The 22922-nt window shown below is 58.9% G+C and carries 20 protein-coding genes and 1 pseudogene; 6 read left to right on the top strand and 15 right to left on the bottom strand.

The window, feature by feature from the left end; genetic code table 11:
• Positions 1-268: 268 nt before the first annotated feature.
• Positions 269-605 (bottom strand): annotated as a pseudogene (locus AO240_RS05435) (CopG family transcriptional regulator).
• Positions 606-1297: 692 nt separating this feature from the next.
• Here AO240_RS05435 and AO240_RS05445 point away from each other — a divergent pair.
• The 3 genes from AO240_RS05445 (at position 1298) to AO240_RS29210 (ending at position 2458) form a co-directional block, all read left to right on the top strand.
• Positions 1298-1507 carry a TraC family protein gene (locus AO240_RS05445; RefSeq protein ID WP_099235468.1) on the top strand — a complete coding sequence of 70 codons (210 nt, stop codon included), beginning with the start codon at positions 1298-1300 and terminating at the stop codon, positions 1505-1507.
• A gap of 2 nt (positions 1508-1509) precedes the next feature.
• Positions 1510-1734 (top strand): hypothetical protein, encoded by a 225-nt coding sequence (locus AO240_RS05450; protein ID WP_099235469.1) that lies wholly within the window; start codon positions 1510-1512, stop codon positions 1732-1734.
• A 424-nt stretch (positions 1735-2158) separates the two neighbouring features.
• Positions 2159-2458 (top strand): P-type conjugative transfer protein TrbJ, encoded by a 300-nt coding sequence (locus AO240_RS29210; RefSeq protein ID WP_371918594.1) that lies wholly within the window; start codon positions 2159-2161, stop codon positions 2456-2458.
• Between the two features lie 319 nt (positions 2459-2777).
• Here AO240_RS29210 and guaA read toward each other — a convergent pair whose 3' ends face one another.
• The 4 genes from guaA to AO240_RS05475 form a co-directional block, all read right to left on the bottom strand.
• The gene (gene guaA / locus AO240_RS05460) at positions 2778-4355 is read right to left on the bottom strand and encodes a glutamine-hydrolyzing GMP synthase (protein ID WP_058414841.1); all 1578 of its coding nucleotides are present in this window, start codon (positions 4353-4355) and stop codon (positions 2778-2780) included.
• A 126-nt stretch (positions 4356-4481) separates the two neighbouring features.
• Positions 4482-5951 carry an IMP dehydrogenase gene (guaB, locus tag AO240_RS05465; protein ID WP_099235471.1) on the bottom strand — a complete coding sequence of 490 codons (1470 nt, stop codon included), beginning with the start codon at positions 5949-5951 and terminating at the stop codon, positions 4482-4484.
• A gap of 105 nt (positions 5952-6056) precedes the next feature.
• Positions 6057-6605, bottom strand: a complete 549-nt coding sequence (locus tag AO240_RS05470) for a sugar ABC transporter ATPase (RefSeq protein WP_099235472.1) — start codon at positions 6603-6605, stop codon at positions 6057-6059.
• A 106-nt stretch (positions 6606-6711) separates the two neighbouring features.
• A complete protein-coding gene (locus AO240_RS05475) occupies positions 6712-7479 on the bottom strand; it encodes a sulfite exporter TauE/SafE family protein (RefSeq protein ID WP_099235473.1) in 768 nt (255 codons plus the stop codon).
• Positions 7480-7606: 127 nt separating this feature from the next.
• On the opposite strand from AO240_RS05475, the gene xseA reads away from it, so the two are divergent.
• From xseA to leuA, 3 genes are all read left to right on the top strand, one after another.
• Positions 7607-8986 carry an exodeoxyribonuclease VII large subunit gene (xseA, locus tag AO240_RS05480; protein ID WP_099235474.1) on the top strand — a complete coding sequence of 460 codons (1380 nt, stop codon included), beginning with the start codon at positions 7607-7609 and terminating at the stop codon, positions 8984-8986.
• Between the two features lie 3 nt (positions 8987-8989).
• Positions 8990-9811 carry a M23 family metallopeptidase gene (locus AO240_RS05485; RefSeq protein ID WP_099235475.1) on the top strand — a complete coding sequence of 274 codons (822 nt, stop codon included), beginning with the start codon at positions 8990-8992 and terminating at the stop codon, positions 9809-9811.
• Between the two features lie 336 nt (positions 9812-10147).
• A complete protein-coding gene (gene leuA, locus AO240_RS05495) occupies positions 10148-11827 on the top strand; it encodes a 2-isopropylmalate synthase (protein ID WP_058414847.1) in 1680 nt (559 codons plus the stop codon).
• Between the two features lie 209 nt (positions 11828-12036).
• Here the strand turns inward: leuA and AO240_RS05500 are convergent, their stop codons facing one another.
• From AO240_RS05500 to rlmN, 10 genes are all read right to left on the bottom strand, one after another.
• Positions 12037-12828: an amidohydrolase gene (locus AO240_RS05500; protein ID WP_099235476.1), complete on the bottom strand. Its 792-nt coding sequence runs from the start codon at positions 12826-12828 to the stop codon at positions 12037-12039.
• On the bottom strand, positions 12816-13964 hold the full coding sequence (locus tag AO240_RS05505; protein ID WP_099235477.1) for a pyridoxal phosphate-dependent aminotransferase: 1149 nt from the start codon (positions 13962-13964) through the stop codon (positions 12816-12818). The genes AO240_RS05500 and AO240_RS05505 overlap by 13 nt, the downstream gene beginning before the upstream one ends.
• A 180-nt stretch (positions 13965-14144) precedes the next feature.
• On the bottom strand, positions 14145-15614 hold the full coding sequence (gene der, locus AO240_RS05510; RefSeq protein ID WP_099235478.1) for a ribosome biogenesis GTPase Der: 1470 nt from the start codon (positions 15612-15614) through the stop codon (positions 14145-14147).
• Between the two features lie 135 nt (positions 15615-15749).
• On the bottom strand, positions 15750-16901 hold the full coding sequence (gene bamB, locus AO240_RS05515) for an outer membrane protein assembly factor BamB (RefSeq protein WP_099235479.1): 1152 nt from the start codon (positions 16899-16901) through the stop codon (positions 15750-15752).
• Positions 16894-17535: a tetratricopeptide repeat protein gene (locus tag AO240_RS05520; protein ID WP_058414853.1), complete on the bottom strand. Its 642-nt coding sequence runs from the start codon at positions 17533-17535 to the stop codon at positions 16894-16896. The genes bamB and AO240_RS05520 overlap by 8 nt, the downstream gene beginning before the upstream one ends.
• A gap of 41 nt (positions 17536-17576) precedes the next feature.
• Positions 17577-18866: a histidine--tRNA ligase gene (hisS, locus tag AO240_RS05525; protein WP_099235480.1), complete on the bottom strand. Its 1290-nt coding sequence runs from the start codon at positions 18864-18866 to the stop codon at positions 17577-17579.
• Between the two features lie 23 nt (positions 18867-18889).
• Positions 18890-19999 carry a flavodoxin-dependent (E)-4-hydroxy-3-methylbut-2-enyl-diphosphate synthase gene (gene ispG / locus AO240_RS05530; protein WP_099235481.1) on the bottom strand — a complete coding sequence of 370 codons (1110 nt, stop codon included), beginning with the start codon at positions 19997-19999 and terminating at the stop codon, positions 18890-18892.
• A gap of 2 nt (positions 20000-20001) precedes the next feature.
• Positions 20002-20988 (bottom strand): RodZ family helix-turn-helix domain-containing protein, encoded by a 987-nt coding sequence (locus tag AO240_RS05535; RefSeq protein ID WP_099235482.1) that lies wholly within the window; start codon positions 20986-20988, stop codon positions 20002-20004.
• Positions 20988-21746, bottom strand: a complete 759-nt coding sequence (gene pilW / locus AO240_RS05540) for a type IV pilus biogenesis/stability protein PilW (RefSeq protein WP_099235483.1) — start codon at positions 21744-21746, stop codon at positions 20988-20990. Before pilW ends, AO240_RS05535 begins: the two co-directional genes overlap by 1 nt.
• A 12-nt stretch (positions 21747-21758) precedes the next feature.
• Positions 21759-22907 carry a 23S rRNA (adenine(2503)-C(2))-methyltransferase RlmN gene (gene rlmN, locus AO240_RS05545; RefSeq protein WP_058414858.1) on the bottom strand — a complete coding sequence of 383 codons (1149 nt, stop codon included), beginning with the start codon at positions 22905-22907 and terminating at the stop codon, positions 21759-21761.
• Positions 22908-22922: the final 15 nt, after the last annotated feature.

The following is a 22922-nucleotide window of genomic DNA, read 5'->3' on the forward strand; positions in this document are numbered from 1 at the left end:
CGTGCCACTGCGGTCAATAACTCTATGCAATAAGCCGGGTTTTCGCGCAAGTGCTCGGCCATTGCTTCACTATGTAGTTTATCTTTCATCGGTGCATTTTCACTTAGTGAGACAACAAGCTAAGCGTCGACTCTAGCCCGTTTTTAGCTGAAGATCCGTTGGAATGAAGGGCAAAGCTAATCGAATAAGAATTTATCTGGATCGCACAACCAAAACTTACTCTCCTCGAAATGCGTCACTTTTGATTTTTCACAATCAGCCCATCTTCTCACCCCAAATCTACTTGCAGCTTTCGAAATTCGACCACGATATTTTTAACGTCGATAGCATTAGCCTCTTCTCATGCTTTTCTGCTAGCCAGAGTTTCAATAGACCAGCCACCTGCCCGAGATCGCCATTAACCTTTGCCAAATCTGCCACGACGGTCAGATCGACGACCGACCGAATTGGCGCGCTCAAGCCAAGGGCGCGACGGTAGGCCAAGCGTGACATGCCAGCTTCTTCGGCCTTATCAATGATCACCGCCTTTCCTCGTCAGTAACCCCAACTTCGATTGGCTTGCCGCGTCGGCGAGCCTTTGTTTTCTCTTTGGTGCCGCCTGCCACGAGCGCTCCTGTTGTTGCCGTGTTTTTGCGCTTAGACGCCGCAGCGGCTGTGCGCCTCGCAGAGCAAGATCCGTTGAGCCGAAGGCGAATAAGGGGCAGTGTTGTACGGGTACGGGCTTGCCCGTACCCGTACAACACATATCTTGCCGTCTTAATCTGTGCGTGTTCGTGCGTTCGAATCGATCACTATCCATCGGAGCCCCTAAACAGAGGGCTAAACGCATAAGGACGCATTGAAGCGCATACCAGCGCACTTTGTGTGTCGCAAAAAAGCTAATAGGCGCATAGAAACGCACCCAGACGCGTAACAGCGCAGTTTTTTACTAGGGCGGATTCCATGACGGCCTACTTGCTCAATGCGCAAAACAGATACAGAGGGCGCGCATGATATGAACCAAGTAAAAGACGATGGGCACCAAAGGAAAGGCTCTGGGCAATTCACATCGCAAAGCCTCTCACCAGCCCCGACAGGAGTAGTAAGAGTACAGCCGGAGCACAGCGCCACACCGCCTCCCAAACCCGGCTCAAAACGTGCGGGATTCGACCACAACCCAAATAGTGGAAACACTCGGGACGACCTGATCTGACGCTCCACGAAACAGCGAGGCCGTGTAACCCCTTTAATTTGGGCGAGAAAATGAGGTAGAACTTTTCAGTCTGTCTAAATTTACCTCATTAAAAACGGTGAACCCATGGCTCGAAAAATTCTCGCAGAACGCCGTTCTGACGCCCTTTCAGAGCTGGAAACAGCTAAAGCAAGATTGGCGAAATTGGATAATGAGGCGGCTGAGAGAATTGGAAGAATTGCAATCAAATCAGGATTAGTTAATCTTGAAATTACAGACGATCAGATTCGGGAAGAATTCGACAATATTGTAGAAAGGATCAGAAAGGGGGATTGATCATGAAAACCGCCCACCGCATCAGCGCATTGGCCAACCAACTCAACGAACTGCAAGCCTACCTCGGTCAAGCCAGCGGGCGACCTAGTCAAGCCGTTAGAGAAGCCCAACGCATTGCGGCAGAGTTGGCTTCCTCGCTCGAAAACTGGCACTTAGAAACACTACACATCCTTGAAACGGAGCGTGGTCACTATCGCACCCAGAACCCCTATTACTCAGCCCACTAATGCGCTACGCCATTTCATCAAAAGTCCACCTCGGTGGGCTTTTTTTTTGGCCGTAAAAACACATCACGCTGGAAAGACAGACAGGTCCATGCGTAAAGAAAATGCCAGCAAAATCAGGTTGCTGCGTTTCAACCTCACCCAGGCAACGCCCGCAAGCCGTTGATTTCTATGCGGATAGATACTTATCCGCATATTTAAAACCACACCATATCAGTCAATAATCAAAGCTCGAACCATGACAAACTGAGGTGTTCGGCATGAATACGGAATTGCTGAAATCGCCGATTTCATCGGCTCGGAAATCGAGAATACGTACTGCCCTTGTTTTAGCAATGAAAAGCACAAGCTTTAGCGTGGGTCTCTACCTGACCCCTCCCCTGCATATGCCATCTACTGCTCAAACTGCTCGACGTTCTATCAACAGATGTTTGAGTACGCCGAGGCGGTCAACACGGCGCTGAACACTGCAGAGCAGCTACAGACGCAGATTCAGCAGTATCAGAACATGATCACCCAGGGCACGGGCTTGCCAAGCACCATGTTTGGCGGCATCGCGGCCGATCTTAAAAACGTGGCCAACATTTACATCCGTTCGCAGTCCCTAGGACGCCAGATCCAGAATATGGACTCTCAATTCAACACCGCTTTCCCAGGCTTCGAGTCCTACCTGAATCAAGCAGCGAACTCAGCAGGAGTTCCTGCGCGGGATCGATATCAGAAGTAGTCGGAACAAGGCAGCGACAACATAAAGACGGCACTTGAGGCGGCAAACCTCAATACCAGCACGTTCGAGTCTGAAGACGTCCAGCTTGATCGCATGGTGGCCCGTTCGCAGTCAGCCGTAGGCCGCATGCAAGCTATGTATCGAGCATCAAGCATGGCATTTGGCTCAGTCAATCCCCCGTACCATGCCACATAAACACGGTGCTTGGCGATGCACAAAGCTGCCAGCATTTGCCAGACCCAAAAAGCCAAAAGCCCGCAATTACGCGGGCTCCAGGGCATTTCTTGCTAGTTGGTGCCGGACAATGCCGGACGTCCAATCATTCCCACTCAATCGTCGCAGGCGGCTTGCTCGACACATCATAAGTAACGCGCGAAATACCTTCGATCTCATTGATGATACGCCCGCTGACCGTCTCCAGCAGTTCGTACGGCAGGTGCGCCCAGCGCGCGGTCATGAAGTCGATGGTTTCCACTGCACGCAGCGCCACGACCCAGGCGTAACGACGGCCATCGCCGACCACGCCAACCGATTTCACCGGCTGGAACACCACGAAAGCCTGGCTGACTTTGTGGTACCAGTCGGCTTTGCGCAGTTCTTCGATGAAGATGTGGTCGGCGCGACGCAGCAGGTCGGCGTATTCCTTTTTCACTTCACCGAGGATGCGCACGCCCAGGCCTGGGCCCGGGAATGGGTGGCGGTAAACCATGTCGTACGGCAGGCCGAGTTCCAGGCCGAGGCGGCGCACTTCGTCTTTGAACAGTTCGCGCAGCGGTTCTACCAGCTTGAGGTTCATTTCCTCTGGCAGGCCACCGACGTTGTGGTGGGACTTGATCACGTGGGCCTTGCCGCTTTTGGCGCCGGCCGACTCGATCACGTCAGGGTAGATGGTGCCTTGGGCCAGGTACTTGATGTTGTCCAGGCTGGTGGCTTGAGCATCGAAGACGTCGATGAAGGTGCGGCCAATAATTTTGCGCTTCTTCTCTGGGTCGGACTCGCCGGCCAGGTTGTTGAGGAACTGTTCCTCGGCGTTGGCGCGGATCACTTTGACGCCCATGTTTTCGGCGAACATGGCCATTACTTGCTCGCCTTCGTGCAGGCGCAGCAGGCCGTTGTCGACGAATACGCAGGTCAGTTGGTCGCCGATGGCTTTGTGCAGCAGCGCGGCAACTACCGAGGAGTCAACGCCGCCGGACAGGCCGAGCAGCACGTTGTCGGTGCCGACTTGGGCGCGCACGTTGGCGATGGCGTCTTCAGCGATTTTCGACGGGGTCCACAGCGCTTCGCACTGGCAGATGTCGAGGATGAAGCGCGACAGGATGCGCCCGCCTTGCTTGGTGTGGGTGACTTCCGGGTGGAACTGCACGCCGTAGTAGCCGCGCTCGTCGTTGAACATGCCGGCGATCGGGCAGCTCGGGGTGCTGGCCAGGATGTGGAAGTCTTGCGGCAGCTTGGTGACCTTGTCACCGTGGCTCATCCACACGTCGAGGCCGAACAGGCCGTCGGTGTCGACGTGGTCTTCGATGCCGTCCAGCAGGCGGCTTTTGCCGACCACGTCGACACGCGCATAACCGAATTCACGCAGCTCGGAGCCTTCAACCTTGCCGCCCAGTTGCTCGGCCATGGTTTGCATGCCGTAGCAGATACCGAACACCGGCACGCCGAGGTCAAACACCGCTTGCGGGCAGCGCGGGCTGTTGGCTTCGTGCACGGACTCGGGGCCACCGGCGAGGATGACGCCTTTAGGTGCAAATGCGCGGATCGCTTCGTCATCCATGTCGAACGGGTGCAGTTCGCAGTACACGCCGATTTCACGCACGCGGCGGGCGATCAGTTGGGTGTACTGGGAACCGAAGTCGAGGATCAGGATGCGGTGGGCGTGAATGTCGAGGGCCATGGGAGAAAACTCTAAAAGCAGTTGCACGCTTCAAGCTGCAAGCTGCAAGTAATCGGGGGCTGCGCGGAAGCTGCATCAACGCAGCCCCGCTTGCAGCTTATAACTTGTGGCTTCTGGCTGGAGGCTTTAGCCGACTCGATAGTTCGGCGCTTCCTTGGTGATCTGAACGTCGTGGACATGCGATTCAGCCATGCCGGCGCCGGTGATCCGCACGAACTCGGGCTTGGTGCGCATTTCTTCGATGTTGGCACTGCCGGTGTAGCCCATCGAGGAACGCAGGCCGCCCATCAGTTGATGGATGATCGCGCTGAGGGTGCCTTTGTACGGCACACGGCCTTCGATGCCTTCCGGTACGAGCTTTTCGGCGCCTGCCGAAGAGTCCTGGAAGTAACGGTCGGAGGAGCCTTGCGCCTGGGACATGGCGCCCAGCGAACCCATGCCACGGTAAGCCTTGTACGAACGGCCCTGGAACAGTTCGATCTCGCCCGGCGCTTCTTCAGTACCGGCAAACATCGAGCCCATCATCACGCAGGAAGCACCGGCAACGATGGCCTTGGACAGGTCACCGGAGAAACGGATGCCGCCGTCGGCAATCAACGGTACGCCGGTGCCTTCAAGGGCTGCGGCGACGTTGGCGATGGCGCTGATTTGCGGCACGCCCACACCGGCGACGATGCGCGTGGTGCAGATCGAGCCTGGGCCGATACCGACCTTGACGGCGTCGGCGCCGGCTTCGGCCAACGCCTTGGCGGCTGCGCCGGTGGCGATGTTGCCGCCGATAACTTGTACGTCAGGGAAATTCTGCTTAACCCAGCGAACGCGGTCGATCACGCCTTTGGAGTGGCCATGGGCAGTGTCGACCACCACCACGTCAACGCCGGCTGCCACCAACGCTGCAACGCGGTCGCCGGTGTCTTTACCGGTGCCGACCGCAGCGCCAACGCGCAGACGACCTTGGTCATCTTTGCTGGCCAGCGGGTAAGCCTTGGCTTTTTCGATGTCGTTGACGGTCATCATGCCTTTAAGGGCGAATTTGTCGTCGACGATCAATACGCGTTCGATGCGGTGTTTGTGCAGCAGTTCGCGAGCCTCGTCCTTGTCGACACCTTCGCGCACAGTGACCAGACGCTCTTTGGGCGTCATCACTTCGCGGACGGTAACCTCAAGGCGGTTTTCGAAGCGCACGTCACGCGACGTGACGATGCCGACCAGGTCGCCATCATGCAGCACCGGAACACCGGAGATGTTGTGCATACGCGTGAGTTCGAACAGGTCACGCACGGTGGCGTCAGCCTCGATGGTGATCGGGTCTTTGACCACACCGGCTTCGTAACGCTTGACCTTGCGCACTTCGGCAGCTTGCTGCTCGATGGTCATGTTCTTGTGGATGATGCCAATGCCGCCTTCCTGAGCCATGGCGATTGCCAAACGGGCTTCGGTGACGGTGTCCATGGCAGCAGAAACCAGGGGAATATTCAGCTCGATGCCACGGGTTAGGCGGGTCTTGAGACTGACTTCGTTAGGAAGCACCTCGGAATAACCGGGCACTAAGAGAATGTCGTCGAATGTCAGAGCTTCTTGGCTGATACGCAGCATCGCGGGGGCTCCCGAGCGGGAAAATGGAAGCGCGTCATTATACTCAGACACCCCCTCGGGCTCAATGTAAAACTCTGACATATTTGGGATTACAGGTGAGGCTGATTAAAGCTCGACTTTGACCCAGCTCATCTTTTGGTCCAGCCAATCGGCGAATTCGTCGATGAAGCTCTGCTTGAACCCCGCTTCCGCCCAATTATTAAAGATGAAGCCCAGGTTGGAAAACCCGCACTCTTGCAGGAATAAAAACCCGTTGATGTCATCTTCATGCCCACACAGCGGGCAGGTAAAGTTGTCGGTGTGGCCGGGCATCCAGTCTTCCAGGCTGTCAAACAGCGCTTCGCCGACTTCCTTGAGGCATTCCGGGCAGCCGGCTTCTTCCAGAAAGCCCTTGGCTGGCGTGTAAATGCAGCGCTTGTAGATGATTTCGAGGCCATTGATCGGCTCGTTGAACGGCAGCGCGGCCGGGTGCAGCACCACCGCGCGGGCACCGTCGGCCAGCGCATAGGCCATGCGGTTGCCGGTGCGCCCGCAGGTGGTCAGTTCTTCCTTGATGATGTTCTTGCGCACCAGCCAGCGCACGATTGCCCGGGCGCGGGGTTCGTGGACGGGCAAGGTGGAGATTTTTGGGACAAGGATGCTTTGGGAGTTCATTGGAGTCCTGCGGTGTGGCTACATTTAACTGCGCGTCACCTGTGGGAACGGGCTTGCTCGCGATGAGGCCCTGAAGGCTGGCAGCTTAAGCCCTGAATAAATCCGGTCAAGTGCTCAAGTACCGCCCGATCAATGCAAGGCCACTGGCCAACACCAGCCACGTCACGCACCTGACAAAAGCCTCGCGGGACATGCGCATCGTCAGCCTGCGCCCACACCACAGCCCCACAGCCATCGCCGGCAACAGGCACACCGCCAATAACAACAGCGGCCCATCGGCATACACCCCGGCGATCAGGAACAAACCGAGGCGCACCACCGTGCTGCAACTGATCAACGCACTTTGGGTGGCGCGTGCAGCGTCCTTGGGCAAACGGCTGTTCAGGTAGAGCGCATATAAAAAGCCGCCGCTGCCAAACAACGCGCCAAACAGACCGCCGACAGTGCCCATGGGAATCGACCAACCCGCCGCCAGTTGAGTCGGTCGGGCTTTTACTGCCAGGTTGTAAATCGCATAGGCGCTGATGAACAACCCCATCAACAGCAGCAACAGATCCGAATGCAGGTTGAGCAAAAAAATCACGCCGAACGTGCAACCGATTGCCATGCACGGCAGCAATCGCAGCAGTTCCAGCTTGTTGACCTCGCGTCGCGATTGCAGCAGGTTGCCGAACGCCGCGACAAAATCCAGCAGCACCAGCAGCGGGATGATTTTCGACAGTGGCATAAACATGATCAGGATCGGCCCGGCGACCAGCGCCGTACCGAAGCCTGCGATGCCAAACACGATATAAGCCAGCACCACACACAGGCCGATCACCAGCCAATCAACACCGCCAAACGACCACTGGCTCATCAGCTCAACCGCACTCATCGTCACGTCCTTGAAAAAGATGGCAACACTTTAGTCGCCCTTGAGAGCAGCGGCCAGGCAGCGTAGCACTGCGCGCCGGTAGCGCAATTCTGCCAAACCCTGCGCGAATGCCTATAAACTGCCGCTCATGATTAAAGATCCCTTTGCCCGCTTGGGCCTGGACCGCGAAGTCCTGACTGTCAGCCAGCTCAACGGCCGCGCGCGGGTGTTGCTGGAAGACGTGTTCACCAATATCTGGGTGGAAGGCGAAATTTCCAACCTCGCCCGCCCCGCCTCCGGCCATGTGTATTTCACCTTGAAGGACAGCGGCGCCCAAGTGCGTTGCGCGCTGTTCCGCAATAATGCCGCGCGGGTGCGCCAGGCATTAAAGGATGGCCTGGCGGTCAAGGTACGCGGCAAGGTCTCGCTGTTCGAAGGCCGTGGCGACTACCAGTTGATACTCGACACGGTAGAGCCCGCCGGCGATGGCGCGCTGCGCCTGGCGTTTGATGCGTTGAAGGAAAAGCTCAGCGCCGAAGGCCTGTTCAGTGCCGAGCGCAAGGTGCCGCTACCGGCGCACCCGCAGCGCATCGGCATTATCAGCTCGCCCACTGGCGCGGTGATTCGCGACATCATCAGCGTGTTCCGCCGCCGTGCGCCGCAGGTGCAACTGACGTTGATACCGACTGCCGTGCAAGGCCGCGAAGCGATTGCGCAGATTGTGCGCGCGCTGAAACTGGCCGACGCGCGCGGCTTCGACGCGTTGATCCTGGCGCGAGGCGGCGGCTCGCTGGAAGACTTGTGGTGCTTCAACGAAGAAGCTGTGGCGCGCGCAGTGGATGCCTGCGTCACGCCGATCGTCAGCGCCGTGGGCCATGAAACCGATGTGTCGATCACTGACTTTGTAGCCGACGTGCGCGCGCCTACGCCGTCTGCCGCCGCTGAATTACTCGCGCCGGACGCGAGTAACCTGGTGCGCCAGGTTGAAAGCCTGCACCGCCGACTGGTGATGCTGATGCGCAATCGGCTGACGCATGACCGCCTGCGCCTTGAGGGCATGGCCCGCCGCTTGCGCCACCCCGGCGAGCGTCTGCGCCAGCAAGCGCAGCGCCTGGATGACTTGGACATGCGCCTGCGCCGCGCCTTCGAGCGCAGCCTCAATACCCGTCGCGAGCGCTTGATACGCCTGGAAACCCGCCTCGCCGGCCAGCACCCCGGCCGTCAATTGGCGCTGTTGCGCCAACGCCTCGACAGCCTCGCCGAACGCCTGCCGCGTGCCATGCGCGAAGGCCTCAAGGCACGTCGCCTGCAACTGCAAAGCCAGGTGCAGACGTTGCAGGTAGTCAGCCCGCTGGCCACCTTGGGCCGTGGCTACAGCATTTTGCTCGACGAGCGCGGCCACGCGATTCGAAACGCTGCGCAAACCCACACCGGCCAACGCCTGACCGCGCGCCTCGGTGAAGGCCAATTGCAGGTGCGGGTGGAAGATAACCACCTGACACCCGTCACCCTTTCGTTATTGGATTGATTGATGCCCCGTCTATTTAGCCTGCTGTTGCTGTTATGCCTGACCTTCAACGCCCACGCCGACAGCTACATCACGCGGTTGCTGAACAAACCGGTACCGGGTGGCGTCGCGGTGGTCGACCTCGGCAGTTCGGCGACCGCGCCTAAAGCCACCTACCAGAACCGACCGGTATTGGTGGTCAAGGAACAGAACAATTGGCTGGCGATTGTGGGCATCCCGCTGACGGTCAAACCCGGCACCCAACGCCTCACCAGTGGCACGCAAAACCTGCCGTTTATCGTCGGTTTCAAAAAATACCCCGAGCAACACATCACCCTGAAGAACAAGAGCCAGGTGAACCCGGACCCTGCACAACTCAAACGCATCGAGGCCGAGTTGGCGGTGCAGCTCAAGGCTTATCGCAGTTTCAGCCCCAATACGCCGAGCAACTTGCTGCTGGACAAGCCGGTCAATGGCCCGCTGTCGAGCAAGTTTGGCGTACGCCGGTTCTTTAATGGCGAGGAGCGCAACCCGCATTCGGGCCTGGACTTCGCGGTAGGCGCGGGCACGCCGATCAAAACCCCGGCGGCAGGCAAAGTGATTCTGACCGGCAACTACTTCTTCAACGGCAACACCGTGTTCGTCGACCATGGGCAGGGCTTTATCAGCATGTTCTGCCACATGTCAAAGATCGACGTGAAGGTCGGCGACCCACTGCAACGTGGTGCGGTGGTGGGCAAGGTCGGCTCGACGGGCCGGGCGACCGGGCCGCATATGCACTGGAACATCAGCCTCAACGATGCACGCGTAGACCCGGCGATCTTTATCGGCGCGTTCCAACCCTGAATGACTCGATTGCGCGGGCAATAAAGGCCGCGCAATTAAATCCACAAGCAGGCCTGCTTACAGCCATAAAATCTCGCCCCAACCGCAAATAGCAAAACTTATATCAATTTTTATCAGCTGCTTGCCATCTTTCACCCCTGCGGTTAGGGTTGAGCTTATGAAAACCTCTCACACCCTCATTCAGCTCCGCCAGCACCGCAGCCTGTGCCTCGTCAGCGCACGACTGCCAGGCTGAATCGATCTGCCTCGCCTATGCTTCACCCCAATAAAAAGCATCCCAATAACAGTTTCACGGCAGGCCGCCTTTTTTCGGCCCCTACAACCAAGGATTTCCCGATGAGCATGCTCAAAGACCCGTCTTCGAAGTACCGCGCGTTCCCGACCATCGACATCCCGGACCGCACCTGGCCGTCGAAAACCATCACCACCGCGCCTATCTGGTGCAGCTCCGACCTGCGTGATGGCAACCAGTCGCTGATCGAGCCAATGGACGCGGTGAAAAAGCTGCGCTTCTGGAAAACTCTGGTTGCGGTGGGCGTGAAGGAAATCGAAGCCTCGTTCCCGGCCGCTTCGCAAACCGATTTCGACTTCGTGCGTACCCTGATCGAAGACAATCACATCCCCGAGGACACCACCATTCAGGTGCTGACCCAGGGCCGTGAAGACTTGATCGCGCGTACCTTCGAATCGCTGCGCGGCGCCAAAAAAGCCATCGTGCATTTGTACAACGCCACCTCGCCGTCGTTTCGTCGCATCGTGTTTAACCAGGACAAGGATGGCATCAAGGCCATCGCGGTCAACGCCGCCAAGCTGTTCGTCAAATACGCCGCCCAGCAGCCGGAAACCCAATGGACCTTCGAATACTCGCCAGAGACCTTCAGCGCCACTGAGCTGGAGTTCGCCAAAGAAGTGTGCGACGCGGTAATCGAGGTGTGGAACCCGACGCCTGAGCACAAGATGATCCTCAACCTGCCGGCCACGGTTGAATGCGCCACGCCGAACATCTATGCCGACCAGATCGAGTGGTTCGGTCGCCACATCAACCGTCGTGACAGCGTGATCATCAGCCTGCACACCCACAACGACCGTGGCACCGGCGTGGCCGCCACCGAGCTGGGCCTGATGGCCGGCGCCGACCGTGTTGAAGGCTGCCTGTTCGGCAACGGCGAGCGCACCGGTAACGTCGACCTGGTGACGGTGGCACTGAACATGTACACCCAGGGCCTCGACCCGCAGTTGGATTTCTCCGACATCGACGGCGTGCGCAAAGTCGTCGAAGAGTGCAACCAGATCCAGGTGCACCCGCGCCACCCGTACGTTGGCGACCTGGTGCACACCGCGTTCTCCGGCTCCCACCAGGACGCAATCCGCAAAGGCTTTACTCAGCAAAAAGCCGACGCGCTGTGGGAAGTGCCGTACTTGCCGATCGACCCGGCCGACATCGGCCGCAGCTACGAGGCGGTGATTCGTGTAAACAGCCAGTCGGGCAAAGGCGGTATCGCCTACCTGCTGGAGCAGGAATACGACATCAGCCTGCCGCGTCGCATGCAAATCGAATTCAGCCAAGTGGTACAGGCCGAGACCGACCGCGTGGGCCTGGAGATGACCGCGCCACAGATTTACGCATTGCTGCAGCGTGAATACCTGCAAGCGAACACGCCGTATGCGCTGGTCAGCCATCGCCTGCAGGAAGAGAACGGCAACAGCTTTGTCGAAGTGGAAGTGTCAGGCAAAGGCCAGGGCGAAACCAACCTGCACTGGAAAGGCAAAGGCAACGGCGCACTCGAAGCGCTGGTGGCTGGCCTGCCGATTGGCGTGGAGATCATGGACTACAACGAACATGCCATCGGCGCCGGCACCAATGCCAAGGCGGCGGCGTATATCGAGCTGCGTGTGAACGGCGAGCGTCCGGTACACGGCGTGGGCATTGATGAAAACATCACCACGGCCAGCTTCAAGGCCTTGTTCAGCGCGCTGAATCGCTCGTTGAGCCAGCAGGAAGCAAAAGCCGCGTAACTGGCGGCTGACATGCGAAAGGCCCTTGGGTGAGAATCCAGGGGCCTTTTTTTGTGGTGTTTGTGAGGGCCTCATCGTGAGCAAGCCCACTCCCACATTTTGAATGTGTTCACCAATCAGTGCCCTGCCCCCACATTTACCAGTGTTCACCTATCTAACTGTGGGAGCGGGCTAACTGTGGGAGCGGGCTTGCTCGCGATAGCGGTCTGTCAGGCCAACTGAAAACTATCAGCATCCAGATTCGCCGGGAACCGGGTTCGGTATGCCGCCAGTTCCGCCGCCTCCAGGCACACCTGAAACACACCGTCCGCCTCCCCCGCACTCAGCAAGGTCTCGCCCTGAAAGTCCAGCACCTGGCTGTCGCCGGTGTAGGCAAAGCCTTTGCCATCCGTGCCCACCCGATTCACCGCCGCCACGTAGCACAGGTTTTCAATCGCCCGCGCCGGCAACAGGCGGTTCCAATGCAAACGACGTGCGCCGGGCCAGTTGGCGGTGTACAGCAGCAAGTCGGTGTCTTGAGCATCCCGGCTCCACACCGGGAAGCGCAGGTCGTAGCAAATCAGCGGCCGAATGCGCCAGCCCTTCAATTCGAACTGCACCTGACGCTCGCCGGGGGTGTAGTGATCATGCTCGCCGGCCATGCGGAACAAGTGGCGCTTGTCGTAATGCAACACCTCGCCATCCGAGCGCGCCCATAGCAGGCGGTTGCGGTGGCTGCCGTCGGCGGCCTGGATGATCACGCTGCCGGTGATCACCGCGTTGTATTTCGCCGCCTGGGCCTGAAGCCAGCGATGGGTGGGGCCATTCTCGCGTTCGGCGAGCGTGGCCGACTCCATCGAGAACCCGGTGGTGAACATCTCCGGCAGCACAATCAGGTCGGCGCCCCTGGCCTGCTCAAGCAGCAGTTCAAAGTGTTCGAGGTTGGCCTGGCGGTCATGCCACACCAGGCTGGTCTGGACCAAGGCAATATTCAGGTCGGGCAATACACTCAGATCACGCATAGTTTTTGCGCTGCGTGTCGCAGCGTCTCCTCGCGTTTGGCAAAGCACAGGCGCACCAGGCGCTGGCCTTGCGGTGGGCTCTGATAGAACACCGAGACCGGGATGGTCGCCACGCCGTGTTCGCGGGTCATCCACAGCGACATGGCGACGTCATCCAGGTCCGGGCGAATCTGCGAGTAATCCACCAGTTGAAAATAGGTGCCGGCCACCCGCGTAAAGCTGAAGCGCGACGGCGCCAGCAGGTCGCAAAACACGTCGCGCTTGGCTTGATAGAACGCCGGCAATTCCTCGACGTGTTCCGGGTGTTCAGCCATAAAGTCGGCCAACGCATGCTGCAACGGGGTGACACCGCAGAAGCTGACATATTGATGCACCTTGCGCAGCTCGGCGGTGAGCGCCGGCGGTGCAACCACATAGCCGGTTTTCCAGCCGGTGACGTGGTAGGTCTTGCCAAAAGAGCTGACCACGAAAGCACGCTGATACAGCTCTTCATGCGCCAATACGCTGACGTGCCCGATGCCATCGAACACCAAGTGTTCATAAACCTCATCACTGACCAGGTAAATATCCCGGTCGCGGATCAGTTCGGCCAACTGGTCCAGCTCGGCACGGCTGATCAACGCGCCTGTGGGGTTGTGCGGGGTGTTGAGAATGATCATGCGCGTGCGTGGCGACAGCGCGGCCTTGATCCGCTCAAAATCCAGCGCAAAACCTTGCAAGCTCAGTTGCACATGCACGCAGCGACCGCCCGCCAGTTCGACCGAAGGCTCATAACTGTCGTAACAAGGGTCGAACACAATGACTTCATCGCCATTGCGAATCACCGCCTGAATCGCGCAAAAGATCGCCGCAGTCGCGCCGGGGGTGATGGTCACTTCGCTGTCAGGGTTAATCGTGGCGCCATAGCTGCGCGCAATCTTGGCCACCACTTGCTGACGCAGCGCCGGCAAGCCGGTCATCGGGGCGTATTGGTTATGCCCGCTGGCGACATGTTTGCCCACGGCATCGAGCAAACCCTGTGGGCCGTTGAAGTCGGGAAAACCCTGGGACAGGTTCAGCGCGCCAGTCTCTGCGGCGAGTTGCGACATGCTGGTAAAAATCGTCGTGCCGACATTTGGCAGCTTGCTGGTGATCATGAGAGCCCCCTTCGGGTGAGCTGCAAGTTTTAAGCTGCAAGCGGCAAGCAGGTCAAGGGCAAACCTGCGCGCACAAAAAAGGGCTCAGTCTGAGCCCTCCTTTTTGCGTCGCATTTGAGCTGCGAGCCGCACGTCAAAACGAGACCGCTTTCACTTGCAGCTGGTAGCTTGCAGCTGCTTCTACCGTTTGTCGCGACGCTTTTTATCGGCTTTTTTGTGGTGCGTCATCATCCGGCGCTTCTTGTTGACCTGGCGGTCGGTGAGGCTGTTTTTGTTACCTTCGTACGGGTTCTCGCCGCCCTTGAACTCGATACGGATCGGCGTACCGACCAGCTTCAAGACACGGCGATAGGTGTTTTCGAGGTAACGCACATAAGACTTCGGCACCTTCTCGATCTGGTTACCGTGAATCACGATAATCGGCGGGTTGGCACCACCCAAGTGGGCGTAACGCAGTTTGATCCGGCGGTTGTTGACCATCGGCGGCGCGTGGTCGCCCACTGCGTCTTCGAGGATCTGGGTCAGACGGTTGGTTGGCCAGCGGGTGACCGCAGACTTGAACGAGTTCTGTACCGACGCGTAGAGGTTGCCCACGCCGGTGCCGTGCAGAGCCGAGATAAAGTGAATATCGGCGAACTCGACGAAAAACAGGCGGCGCTGCAGCTCGATCTTGACGAAATCGCGCTCGCTCGGCGTCATGCCGTCCCACTTGTTGATCGCGATGACCAGTGCCCGACCGGCTTCAAGGGCGAAGCCCAGCAGGTTAAGGTCGTGGTCTACCACGCCTTCGCGGGCGTCCATCACAAAGATCACCACGTTGGCGTCTTTGATCGCTTGCAGGGTTTTCACCACCGAGAATTTTTCAACTTCCTCGTGGATCTTGCCGCGCTTGCGCACACCAGCGGTGTCGATCAGCGTGTACTTTTCTTCGTTACGTTCGAACGGAATGTAGATGCTGTCACGCGTGGTGCCAGGCTCGTCATAGACGATTACCCGGTCTTCACCGAGCATGCGGTTAACCAGGGTCGACTTGCCGACGTTCGGGCGGCCGATGATCGCGATCTTGATACCGTCTTTTTCGCTCGGGCCAGGAATGCGCTTGGCTTCCTCACCTTCGGCGACGATTTCTTCTTCGCCTTCTTCAGACTCGTCTTCATCTTTCGGGAAATCGCTGAGGGCGATTTCGAGCATCTGCGTGATACCACGGCCGTGAGCACCGGCGATTGGAATCGCGTGCCCCATGCCCAACGGGGCAAATTCGGCGCGGGCCATTTCCGGGTCGATGTTATCGACCTTGTTGGCGACCACGTACGAGCGCTTGTTACGCTTGCGCAAGTGCTCCGCGATCATCTGGTCAGCCGCAGTAAAACCGGCTTTGGCGTCTACCAGAAACAGAACAACATCGGCTTCTTCAATGGCCAGCAGCGACTGCTCGGCCATTTTTTCGTCCATGCCATGTTCGTCACCGGAAATACCACCGGTGTCGACCAGAATGTAGGAGCGCCCCTGCCACTTAGCCTCACCGTATTGGCGATCACGGGTCAGACCGGACAAGTCGCCGACGATGGCGTCGCGAGTCCTGGTCAGGCGGTTGAACAAGGTGGACTTGCCGACGTTAGGTCGGCCCACCAGGGCAATTACGGGAACCATGCGGCTCTCCACTTCGTTATTTCAGAAAATACAAAAGCCGCTGCAAGGCAGCGGCTGGTGCTCGGGGCAGCATATTCAAATGCCGCATGCCCCGCCGTAGCGGGGCCGCCTGGGTTTTACCCCAAGCATGATTCTTTACTTGATGGTCAGGGCTTCGAGCTTGCCGCTGTTGCCAAACACGTAAAGCATGTTACCCACAACCAGCGGACGCACACGCACGCCGTCGCTGTCGATGCGTTCGCGGCCAACAAAACGGCCGTCCACCTGGCTCAGCAGATGCAGGTAACCTTCAAAGTCACCTACCGCTACGTAGCTTGAGAACACTTGCGGTGCCGACAGTTGACGGCGGGCCAGCGAATCGTTGCTCCACAGCGCAGTGGTGGAACGCTCGTCGACACTTTCTACAGTGCCGGAAGCCAGGCTTACGTAGACGCTGCCAAACCCTTGGGCGACACCGGCGTAGCTGGAAGCATCACGCTGCCAGTTGATGCGCCCGCTTTGCAGGTCCAGCGCAGCAACGCGGCCCTGGTAGGTGGCGACATAAAGGGTTTCGCCCGACAGCAGCAAGCCACCGTCGATGTCGACAACGCGGTCCAGCTCGGAGCGACCTTGCGGGATTGCCACACGGGTTTCCCAGGCCGGTACGCCGTTCTGGGTATCCAGGGCGACTACTTTACCGGTCGACAGGCCTGCCACCGCCAGATTGTTGGTCACAATCGGACCACTGGTACCGCGCAGGGTCAATACCGCAGGGGTGCTGTCGTACAACCAGCGCTGGTTGCCGGTGGCGGCATCCAGACCGATAACACGGTCATCCTGGGTTTGCACCACGACGATATCGCCGTTGGTGGCCGGTGCGGAGAGCACTTCACTGGTCACGCGAGCGCGCCATTTCTCTTCACCGGTGGCGGAGTCCAGGGCGACCACGTCGCCTTTCAGCGTACCGACCAGCACCATGCCGTAGCCAACACCCACACCGCCAGACACCGGCAGTTCAAGGTCTTTCTTCCACTTGACGTCGCCATTCATGCGATCCATGGCAATGATCACGCCGGTGGAATCAGTGGCCACGATGTTGTCGCCGTCAATCGCCGGCTCCAACAGGTTGTACAGGTCACCCTGGCCGTCACCGACCGAGCGGCTCCACTGCTTTTGCAAGACCACTTCTTCCTTGAAGCTGGTCAGCTCGGCAGGAGGCAGTTCTTTTTTACTGTTGCTGCTGCAACCCGCGGCCAGAACGGCCAGAGCCAGCAATGCTGCATGTTTCCAACGGATCACGTCACGCATCCCCTTTGGCCAAGTCGTCGAGCTTGATTTGTAAGCCACCGACCGCCGCTTCATCAGACAGCGCCGCCTTGGCTTTTTGGTACGCAGCATGGGCTTCGTCGGTACGACCCAATTGGACCAAGAGGTCGCCCTTGAGCTCTTCACGAGTGGCCACGAATGCTTTGTCAGCATCGCCGTCGAGCAGTTTGAGTGCTTCGTCAGCCTTGTTCTGTGCCGCCAATACCTGCGCCAGGCGCTGACGTGCGATTTCACCCAGCGTTGGGTTGGCCGGCTTGTCGGCGATAGCCTTCAGTTCAGTGGCGGCGTCATCCAGCTTGCCGGTATCGACCGCGACTTTCGCGACGAACAGGCTACCGTATTGCGCGTACGTGCTGCCGCCGAATTCGCTTTTCAGCTTGCCGGCCAAATCCGCCACTTGGGCAGGGTCAGGCTTACCGTTCGGCGTCAGCGTGGTTTCCAGCAATTGCTGATAGAGGATCGAGGCACCTTGAGACTGGTTGGCCTGATACTTGTGCCAGGCTTGCCAGCCGAACACCACCACTAAAGCCAGCAGACCGCCAGTCACCAAAGGCTTGCCGTTGCGCTGCCACCAGTCCTTTAACTCGACCAGTTGATCGTCATCAGTACTCGACACCCCAATACTCCTTAATCGCTAAATTCGGCTGTTCGACAGCTTCAACCCTGCACGGCGCAGGTGGCCAGGTGCGCGGCGAGCGCATCAAAGGCAATGTTCTGTTGCTCACCCTGGCCACGCAGGGGTTTGAAACCTATCACTTGCTGGGCCAACTCATCATCGCCAAGGATCAGTGCGTACAGCGCACCGCTCTTGTCGGCTTTTTTGAACTGGCTCTTGAAGCTGCCGGCGCCGGCATTGACTTGCAGGCGCAGGTTCGGCAACTGGTCGCGCACTTTTTCGCTCAAGGCCAACGCCGCCAATTCGGCAGCCTCGCCAAAGGCACAGAGGTACACGTCCACCTGCCGGGAAATTTCTTCGGGTACTTGCTCCAGGGTTTCCAGCAGCAGGATCAGCCGCTCGATGCCCATGGCAAAACCCACGCCGGTAGTCGGCTTGCCGCCCATCTGCTCAACCAGACCGTCGTAGCGACCACCGGCACACACGGTGCCCTGGGCGCCGAGTTTGTCAGTGACCCACTCGAACACGGTCTTGCTGTAGTAATCGAGGCCACGCACCAGCTTCGGGTTGATCACGTACGGAATACCGGCCGCGTCCAAGCGAGCCTTGAGGCCCTCAAAGTGCGTACGCGATTCGTCGTCGAGGTAGTCGGCCATTTTCGGCGCATCGACCAGTACGGCTTGGGTGTCGGCGTTCTTGGTATCCAGCACGCGCAACGGGTTGGTTTTCAGACGGCGCTGGCTGTCTTCGTCCAGCTTGTCGAGGTGCGCAGACAGGTATTCGACCAGCGCCACGCGGTAGCGGCCGCGGGATTCACTGGTGCCCAGGCTGTTGAGTTCCAGTTTGACCGCATCGCGGATGCCCAACTGGCCCCACAGACGCCAGGTCATCACGATCAGCTCGGCGTCGATGTCCGGGCCGTCGAGGTTGAACACTTCCAGGCCAATCTGGTGGAACTGGCGATAACGGCCTTTTTGTGGGCGCTCGTGGCGGAACATCGGGCCGATGTACCAGAGCTTCTGCGGCTGGCCGGCACCGGTGAGGCCATGCTCAAGCACGGCGCGCACGCACGCGGCAGTTCCTTCCGGACGCAGGGTCAGGGAGTCGCCGTTGCGGTCTTCAAAGGTGTACATCTCTTTTTCGACGATGTCGGTAACTTCACCGATGGAGCGCTTGAACAGCTCGGTGAACTCGACGATTGGCATGCGGATCTGCTTGTAACCGTAGTTATCCAGCAGGCGCGCGACAGTGCTCTCGAAGTAGCGCCACAGTGGCGTCTGCTCCGGCAGGATGTCGTTCATGCCACGAATGGCTTGCAGAGACTTGCTCACATCAAATCCTTAAATTCGTTCAATCAGCCGCGCGCGATCAGCGCTGCGTCAGCTGCAACCTTTTCGGCTGCTTTCTGGCGGATCAGCCTTTCGAGCTCATCCACCAGATTCTCGTTCGTCAACTTCTGCGACGGCTTGCCGTCGATGTAAATCAGGTTTGGCGTTCCGCCGGTCAGGCCTACGTGCGCTTCTTTAGCTTCGCCGGGGCCATTGACCACGCAACCGATCACCGCAACATCCAACGGCACCAGCAGGTCTTCAAGGCGCAATTCCAGGTCGTTCATGGTTTTCACCACGTCGAAGTTCTGCCGCGAACAGCTCGGGCAGGCAATGAAATTGATGCCACGCGAACGCAGACGCAGCGATTTGAGAATGTCGTAACCGACCTTCACTTCCTCGACCGGGTCTGCCGCCAGAGAGATGCGGATAGTATCGCCAATGCCTTCGGCGAGCAGCATACCGAGACCCACCGCAGATTTCACTGTGCCTGAGCGCAAACCGCCAGCTTCGGTGATACCCAAGTGCAATGGCTGGACGATTTCCTTGGCCAGCAGGCGGTAGGCTTCTACCGCCATGAACACGTCGGAGGCCTTTACGCTGACCTTGAAGTCCTGAAAATTCAGGCGTTCGAGGTGCTCAACGTGGCGCAGCGCCGATTCAACCAGCGCCGCCGGGGTTGGCTCGCCGTATTTCTTTTGCAGGTCTTTTTCCAGCGAGCCGGCGTTAACGCCGATACGGATTGGAATGCCGCGATCACGCGCCGCATCCACCACCGCGCGCACGCGGTCTTCACGACCGATGTTGCCAGGGTTGATGCGCAGGCAATCGACGCCCAGCTCGGCTACGCGCAATGCGATTTTGTAGTCGAAGTGAATGTCGGCAACCAGCGGTACTTTGACCAATTGCTTGATGCGGCCGAAGGCTTCGGCAGCGTCCATGTCCGGCACGGACACCCGAACGATGTCCACGCCGGCGGCTTCCAGACGGTTGATCTGCGCCACGGTGGCGGCCACATCATTGGTGTCACTGTTGGTCATGCTTTGCACTGCGATGGGAGCGTCGCCGCCCACCGGCACCGAGCCGACCCAGATCTTGCGCGATACGCGACGTTTGATTGGAGATTCGCCGTGCATGACTATTGTCCCAACTTGAGGCGAGCGGTCTCGCCACTGGTGAACGGCGCCACGTCCACAGGCTGGCCGTTGTAGGCCACTTGCGCGCCACGGGCATAGCCCAGACGCAGCGTCAAAGGAGGCTTGCCGCCCTGGTCAAGCGTATCTCCCTTACGCTTCAGACCGCTGAACAGCACTTTGCCATTGCCATCGGTGACTTTCGTCCAGCAGTCACCGATGAAGGTAATCTGGAGGTGCCCATCACCGGCGATCAACGCAGGGCTGGTGGGTGGCGACATCGCTGGCGCGGCCGGGGCAACGGCAGCGGTGGCCGCAGCAGCCGGTGCCTGAACCGGGGCCGCCGGGGTGGCTGGCGCTGCAGGCACGACCGGCGCGGGCATGGCGGCGGTCGCAGCAGGTGCAGTGTCCGCTTGCGCGGCAGGTTGCTCGGCGGTGGCCGGCGCTTCTGGCGCGGCCTGCCCTTCGACAACGGCCTGGTCTTCCGGCTCGTCCAGCGGATGAATTTGAGTGGTGCCGTCGGCGCTTTCGACTTCGACGTGCTCCATGGCGTTGCTGGTCAAGTCTTTGCTGCGCTGGGAGGTCTGGTCTTGCCACCAGACGAAGCCACCACCGATCACGGCAATCAGCAGCAACAGGCTGACAATGCGCAGGATCGTGTGCGAGACCCGCACCGGTTCTTCGATACGGCCCAAGCCGTGGACGTTGCTGCCTTGGGAGTCGGTGCCGGTAAACAGGTCGAATTGCTGAACCAGCCCAGCCTGGTCGATGCCCAGCAATTTGGCGTAGGCACGGATGTAGCCGCGGGCAAAGGTATGCCCTGGCAGCTTATCGAACGCGCCGGTTTCCAGATTGCCCAGCGACGTCGTGGTCAAATTGAGCTTGAGGGCCACTTCGGCCAGCGACCAACCATTGCTTTCGCGGGCCTGACGCAAGGTCTCGCCTGGGTTTACGCGATTAGCTGCTACAACTTCCGGGTGCGCCGCTTTCATCATTGCTCCGACAGGTATTGCTGATATTCCGGCGTACCGGGATAGAGTCGTTCGAGTTGCTGGCCAAACCGTGCGGCCGTGTCGCGTTCTTCATGAACCGTCGCCAGGCGCACACCGAGCAATAGACTACGTGCATTTTGCCCGCTGAGCAGGCTAAAACGCTCGTAATAGTCACGTGCCGGCACATAATGCCTGTCTTCGTAAGACATCTCAGCCATTTCGAGCAATGCGCGTGGCTGGCGAGCGTTCAGGTGCAGGGCTTTTTCAAGGTGCTGGCGCGCGCTGTCGCGCTGACCGAGGCGCATCGAGGTCACCCCAAGGTTCTCGAACACCCGTGAGCGTTGAGGGTAGAGCGTATCGGCGGAAGCTTGCTGGAAATAACCGGACGCCTGGTCATAACGTTTCTGCTCGAACAGGAAGCTGCCATAGTTGTTCAGCAACCGAGGGTCGGCAGGACGTACGGCCAGGGCCTTGTGGAAATATTGATCGGCCAGCGCCGGCTCGGCCTGTGCCTGGAACACCAGGGCCAGTGCGGCATTCGCGTCGGCATCGTCGCCGCCCAGCTCAAGCGCTTTTTTCAGCGGCACCTTGGCCTGCTCGGTCATGCCTTTGTGCAGGTAGCCCAGCCCCAGTTGCACATACGCAACTCGCGCCTCATCACGGCCTTTACCGGTATGCAGCGGGCTGTCATAGCCCGATGAAACACAACCTGCCGTCAGGCCGGTAACAAGCAAAAGCAGCGCAAGGCGCAATGGCATAGAGATCCTCTCTCAGATTCGATTCACAGCAATTTGCGGTAAATCGTCGGCGGCGTTCAGTTCGCGCCCGGCGATATAACGCTCGCTGCGACGGGTGCGATCCAGCACCTGTCCTACCAATTGGCCACAGGCCGCGTCGATGTCTTCACCACGGGTGGTGCGTACGGTGACGTTGTAACCAGCCTGGTGCAGTTGATCCTGGAAACGGCGAATGGCGTTGTTGCTCGGCCGCTCGTAGCCAGAATGGGGAAACGGGTTAAACGGAATCAGGTTGATCTTGCACGGGGTGTTCTTGAGCAGCTCGATCATCTCGATGGCGTGCTCAACCTTGTCGTTGATGTCCTTGAGCATCGTGTACTCAATGGTCAGCACACGCTTTTCGCCCAAGGTCGCCATGTAACGCTGGCACGATTCGAGCAGCATCTTAAGCGGATACTTCTTGTTGATCGGCACCAATTGGTTACGCAATGCGTCATTGGGCGCGTGCAGCGACAACGCCAGCGAGACGTCGATGTGCTTGGCCAGCTCATCGATCATCGGCACCACGCCGGAGGTCGACAAGGTCACACGGCGCTTGGAGATGCCGTAGCCCAGGTCGTCCATCATCAAATGCATGGCCGCAATCACGTTGTCGAAGTTCAGCAGCGGCTCACCCATGCCCATCATCACCACGTTGGTGATGGCACGGTCGACGGTTGCCGGGACGCTGCCAAAGGATTTGTTGGCAATCCACACCTGGCCGATGACTTCGGCGGCGGTGAGGTTGCTGTTGAAGCCTTGCTTGCCGGTGGAGCAGAAACTGCAGTCCAGGGCACAGCCTGCCTGGGACGAAACGCACAACGTGCCGCGTTTGCCCTGGGGAATGTAAACAGTCTCGACGCAGCTGCCGGACGCCACGCGCACCACCCACTTACGGGTGCCATCGGTGGAGATGTCCTCGCTGACAACTTCCGGACCACGCACCTCGGCAATGGCCTTGAGCTTGTCGCGCAGGGCCTTGCTGACGTTCGTCATGGCGTCGAAATCGTCGACGCCAAAGTGGTGAATCCACTTCATTACCTGACCGGCACGGAAACGCTTCTCCCCGATTGAGTCGAAGAATTTCTCCATTTCCGGCTGAGTCAGACCCAGCAGGTTGGTTTTAACAGTCGATGTAGTCATGGATTCACCCTCACT

Origin of the sequence: Pseudomonas sp. ICMP 460, from assembly GCF_002723595.1 — a bacterium.
Lineage (GTDB): Bacteria > Pseudomonadota > Gammaproteobacteria > Pseudomonadales > Pseudomonadaceae > Aquipseudomonas > Aquipseudomonas kitaguniensis.

Excerpts from the sequence above, each read along its gene's own strand:
- rlmN (WP_058414858.1), bottom strand. The coding sequence starts at position 22,907 with ATGACTACATCGACTGTTAAAACCAACCTGCTGGGTCTGACTCAGCCG.
- pilW (WP_099235483.1), bottom strand. The coding sequence starts at position 21,746 with ATGCCATTGCGCCTTGCGCTGCTTTTGCTTGTTACCGGCCTGACGGCA.
- xseA (WP_099235474.1), top strand. The coding sequence starts at position 7,607 with ATGATTAAAGATCCCTTTGCCCGCTTGGGCCTGGACCGCGAAGTCCTG.
- ispG (WP_099235481.1), bottom strand. The coding sequence starts at position 19,999 with ATGCACGGCGAATCTCCAATCAAACGTCGCGTATCGCGCAAGATCTGG.
- AO240_RS05485 (WP_099235475.1), top strand. The coding sequence starts at position 8,990 with ATGCCCCGTCTATTTAGCCTGCTGTTGCTGTTATGCCTGACCTTCAAC.
- AO240_RS05535 (WP_099235482.1), bottom strand. The coding sequence starts at position 20,988 with ATGAAAGCGGCGCACCCGGAAGTTGTAGCAGCTAATCGCGTAAACCCA.
- AO240_RS05450 (WP_099235469.1), top strand. The coding sequence starts at position 1,510 with ATGAAAACCGCCCACCGCATCAGCGCATTGGCCAACCAACTCAACGAA.
- bamB (WP_099235479.1), bottom strand. The coding sequence starts at position 16,901 with ATGCGTGACGTGATCCGTTGGAAACATGCAGCATTGCTGGCTCTGGCC.
- AO240_RS05445 (WP_099235468.1), top strand. The coding sequence starts at position 1,298 with ATGGCTCGAAAAATTCTCGCAGAACGCCGTTCTGACGCCCTTTCAGAG.
- AO240_RS05475 (WP_099235473.1), bottom strand. The coding sequence starts at position 7,479 with ATGAGTGCGGTTGAGCTGATGAGCCAGTGGTCGTTTGGCGGTGTTGAT.
- AO240_RS05505 (WP_099235477.1), bottom strand. The coding sequence starts at position 13,964 with ATGATCACCAGCAAGCTGCCAAATGTCGGCACGACGATTTTTACCAGC.
- AO240_RS05500 (WP_099235476.1), bottom strand. The coding sequence starts at position 12,828 with ATGCGTGATCTGAGTGTATTGCCCGACCTGAATATTGCCTTGGTCCAG.
- leuA (WP_058414847.1), top strand. The coding sequence starts at position 10,148 with ATGAGCATGCTCAAAGACCCGTCTTCGAAGTACCGCGCGTTCCCGACC.
- der (WP_099235478.1), bottom strand. The coding sequence starts at position 15,614 with ATGGTTCCCGTAATTGCCCTGGTGGGCCGACCTAACGTCGGCAAGTCC.
- guaA (WP_058414841.1), bottom strand. The coding sequence starts at position 4,355 with ATGGCCCTCGACATTCACGCCCACCGCATCCTGATCCTCGACTTCGGT.
- guaB (WP_099235471.1), bottom strand. The coding sequence starts at position 5,951 with ATGCTGCGTATCAGCCAAGAAGCTCTGACATTCGACGACATTCTCTTA.
- AO240_RS29210 (WP_371918594.1), top strand. The coding sequence starts at position 2,159 with ATGTTTGAGTACGCCGAGGCGGTCAACACGGCGCTGAACACTGCAGAG.
- AO240_RS05470 (WP_099235472.1), bottom strand. The coding sequence starts at position 6,605 with ATGAACTCCCAAAGCATCCTTGTCCCAAAAATCTCCACCTTGCCCGTC.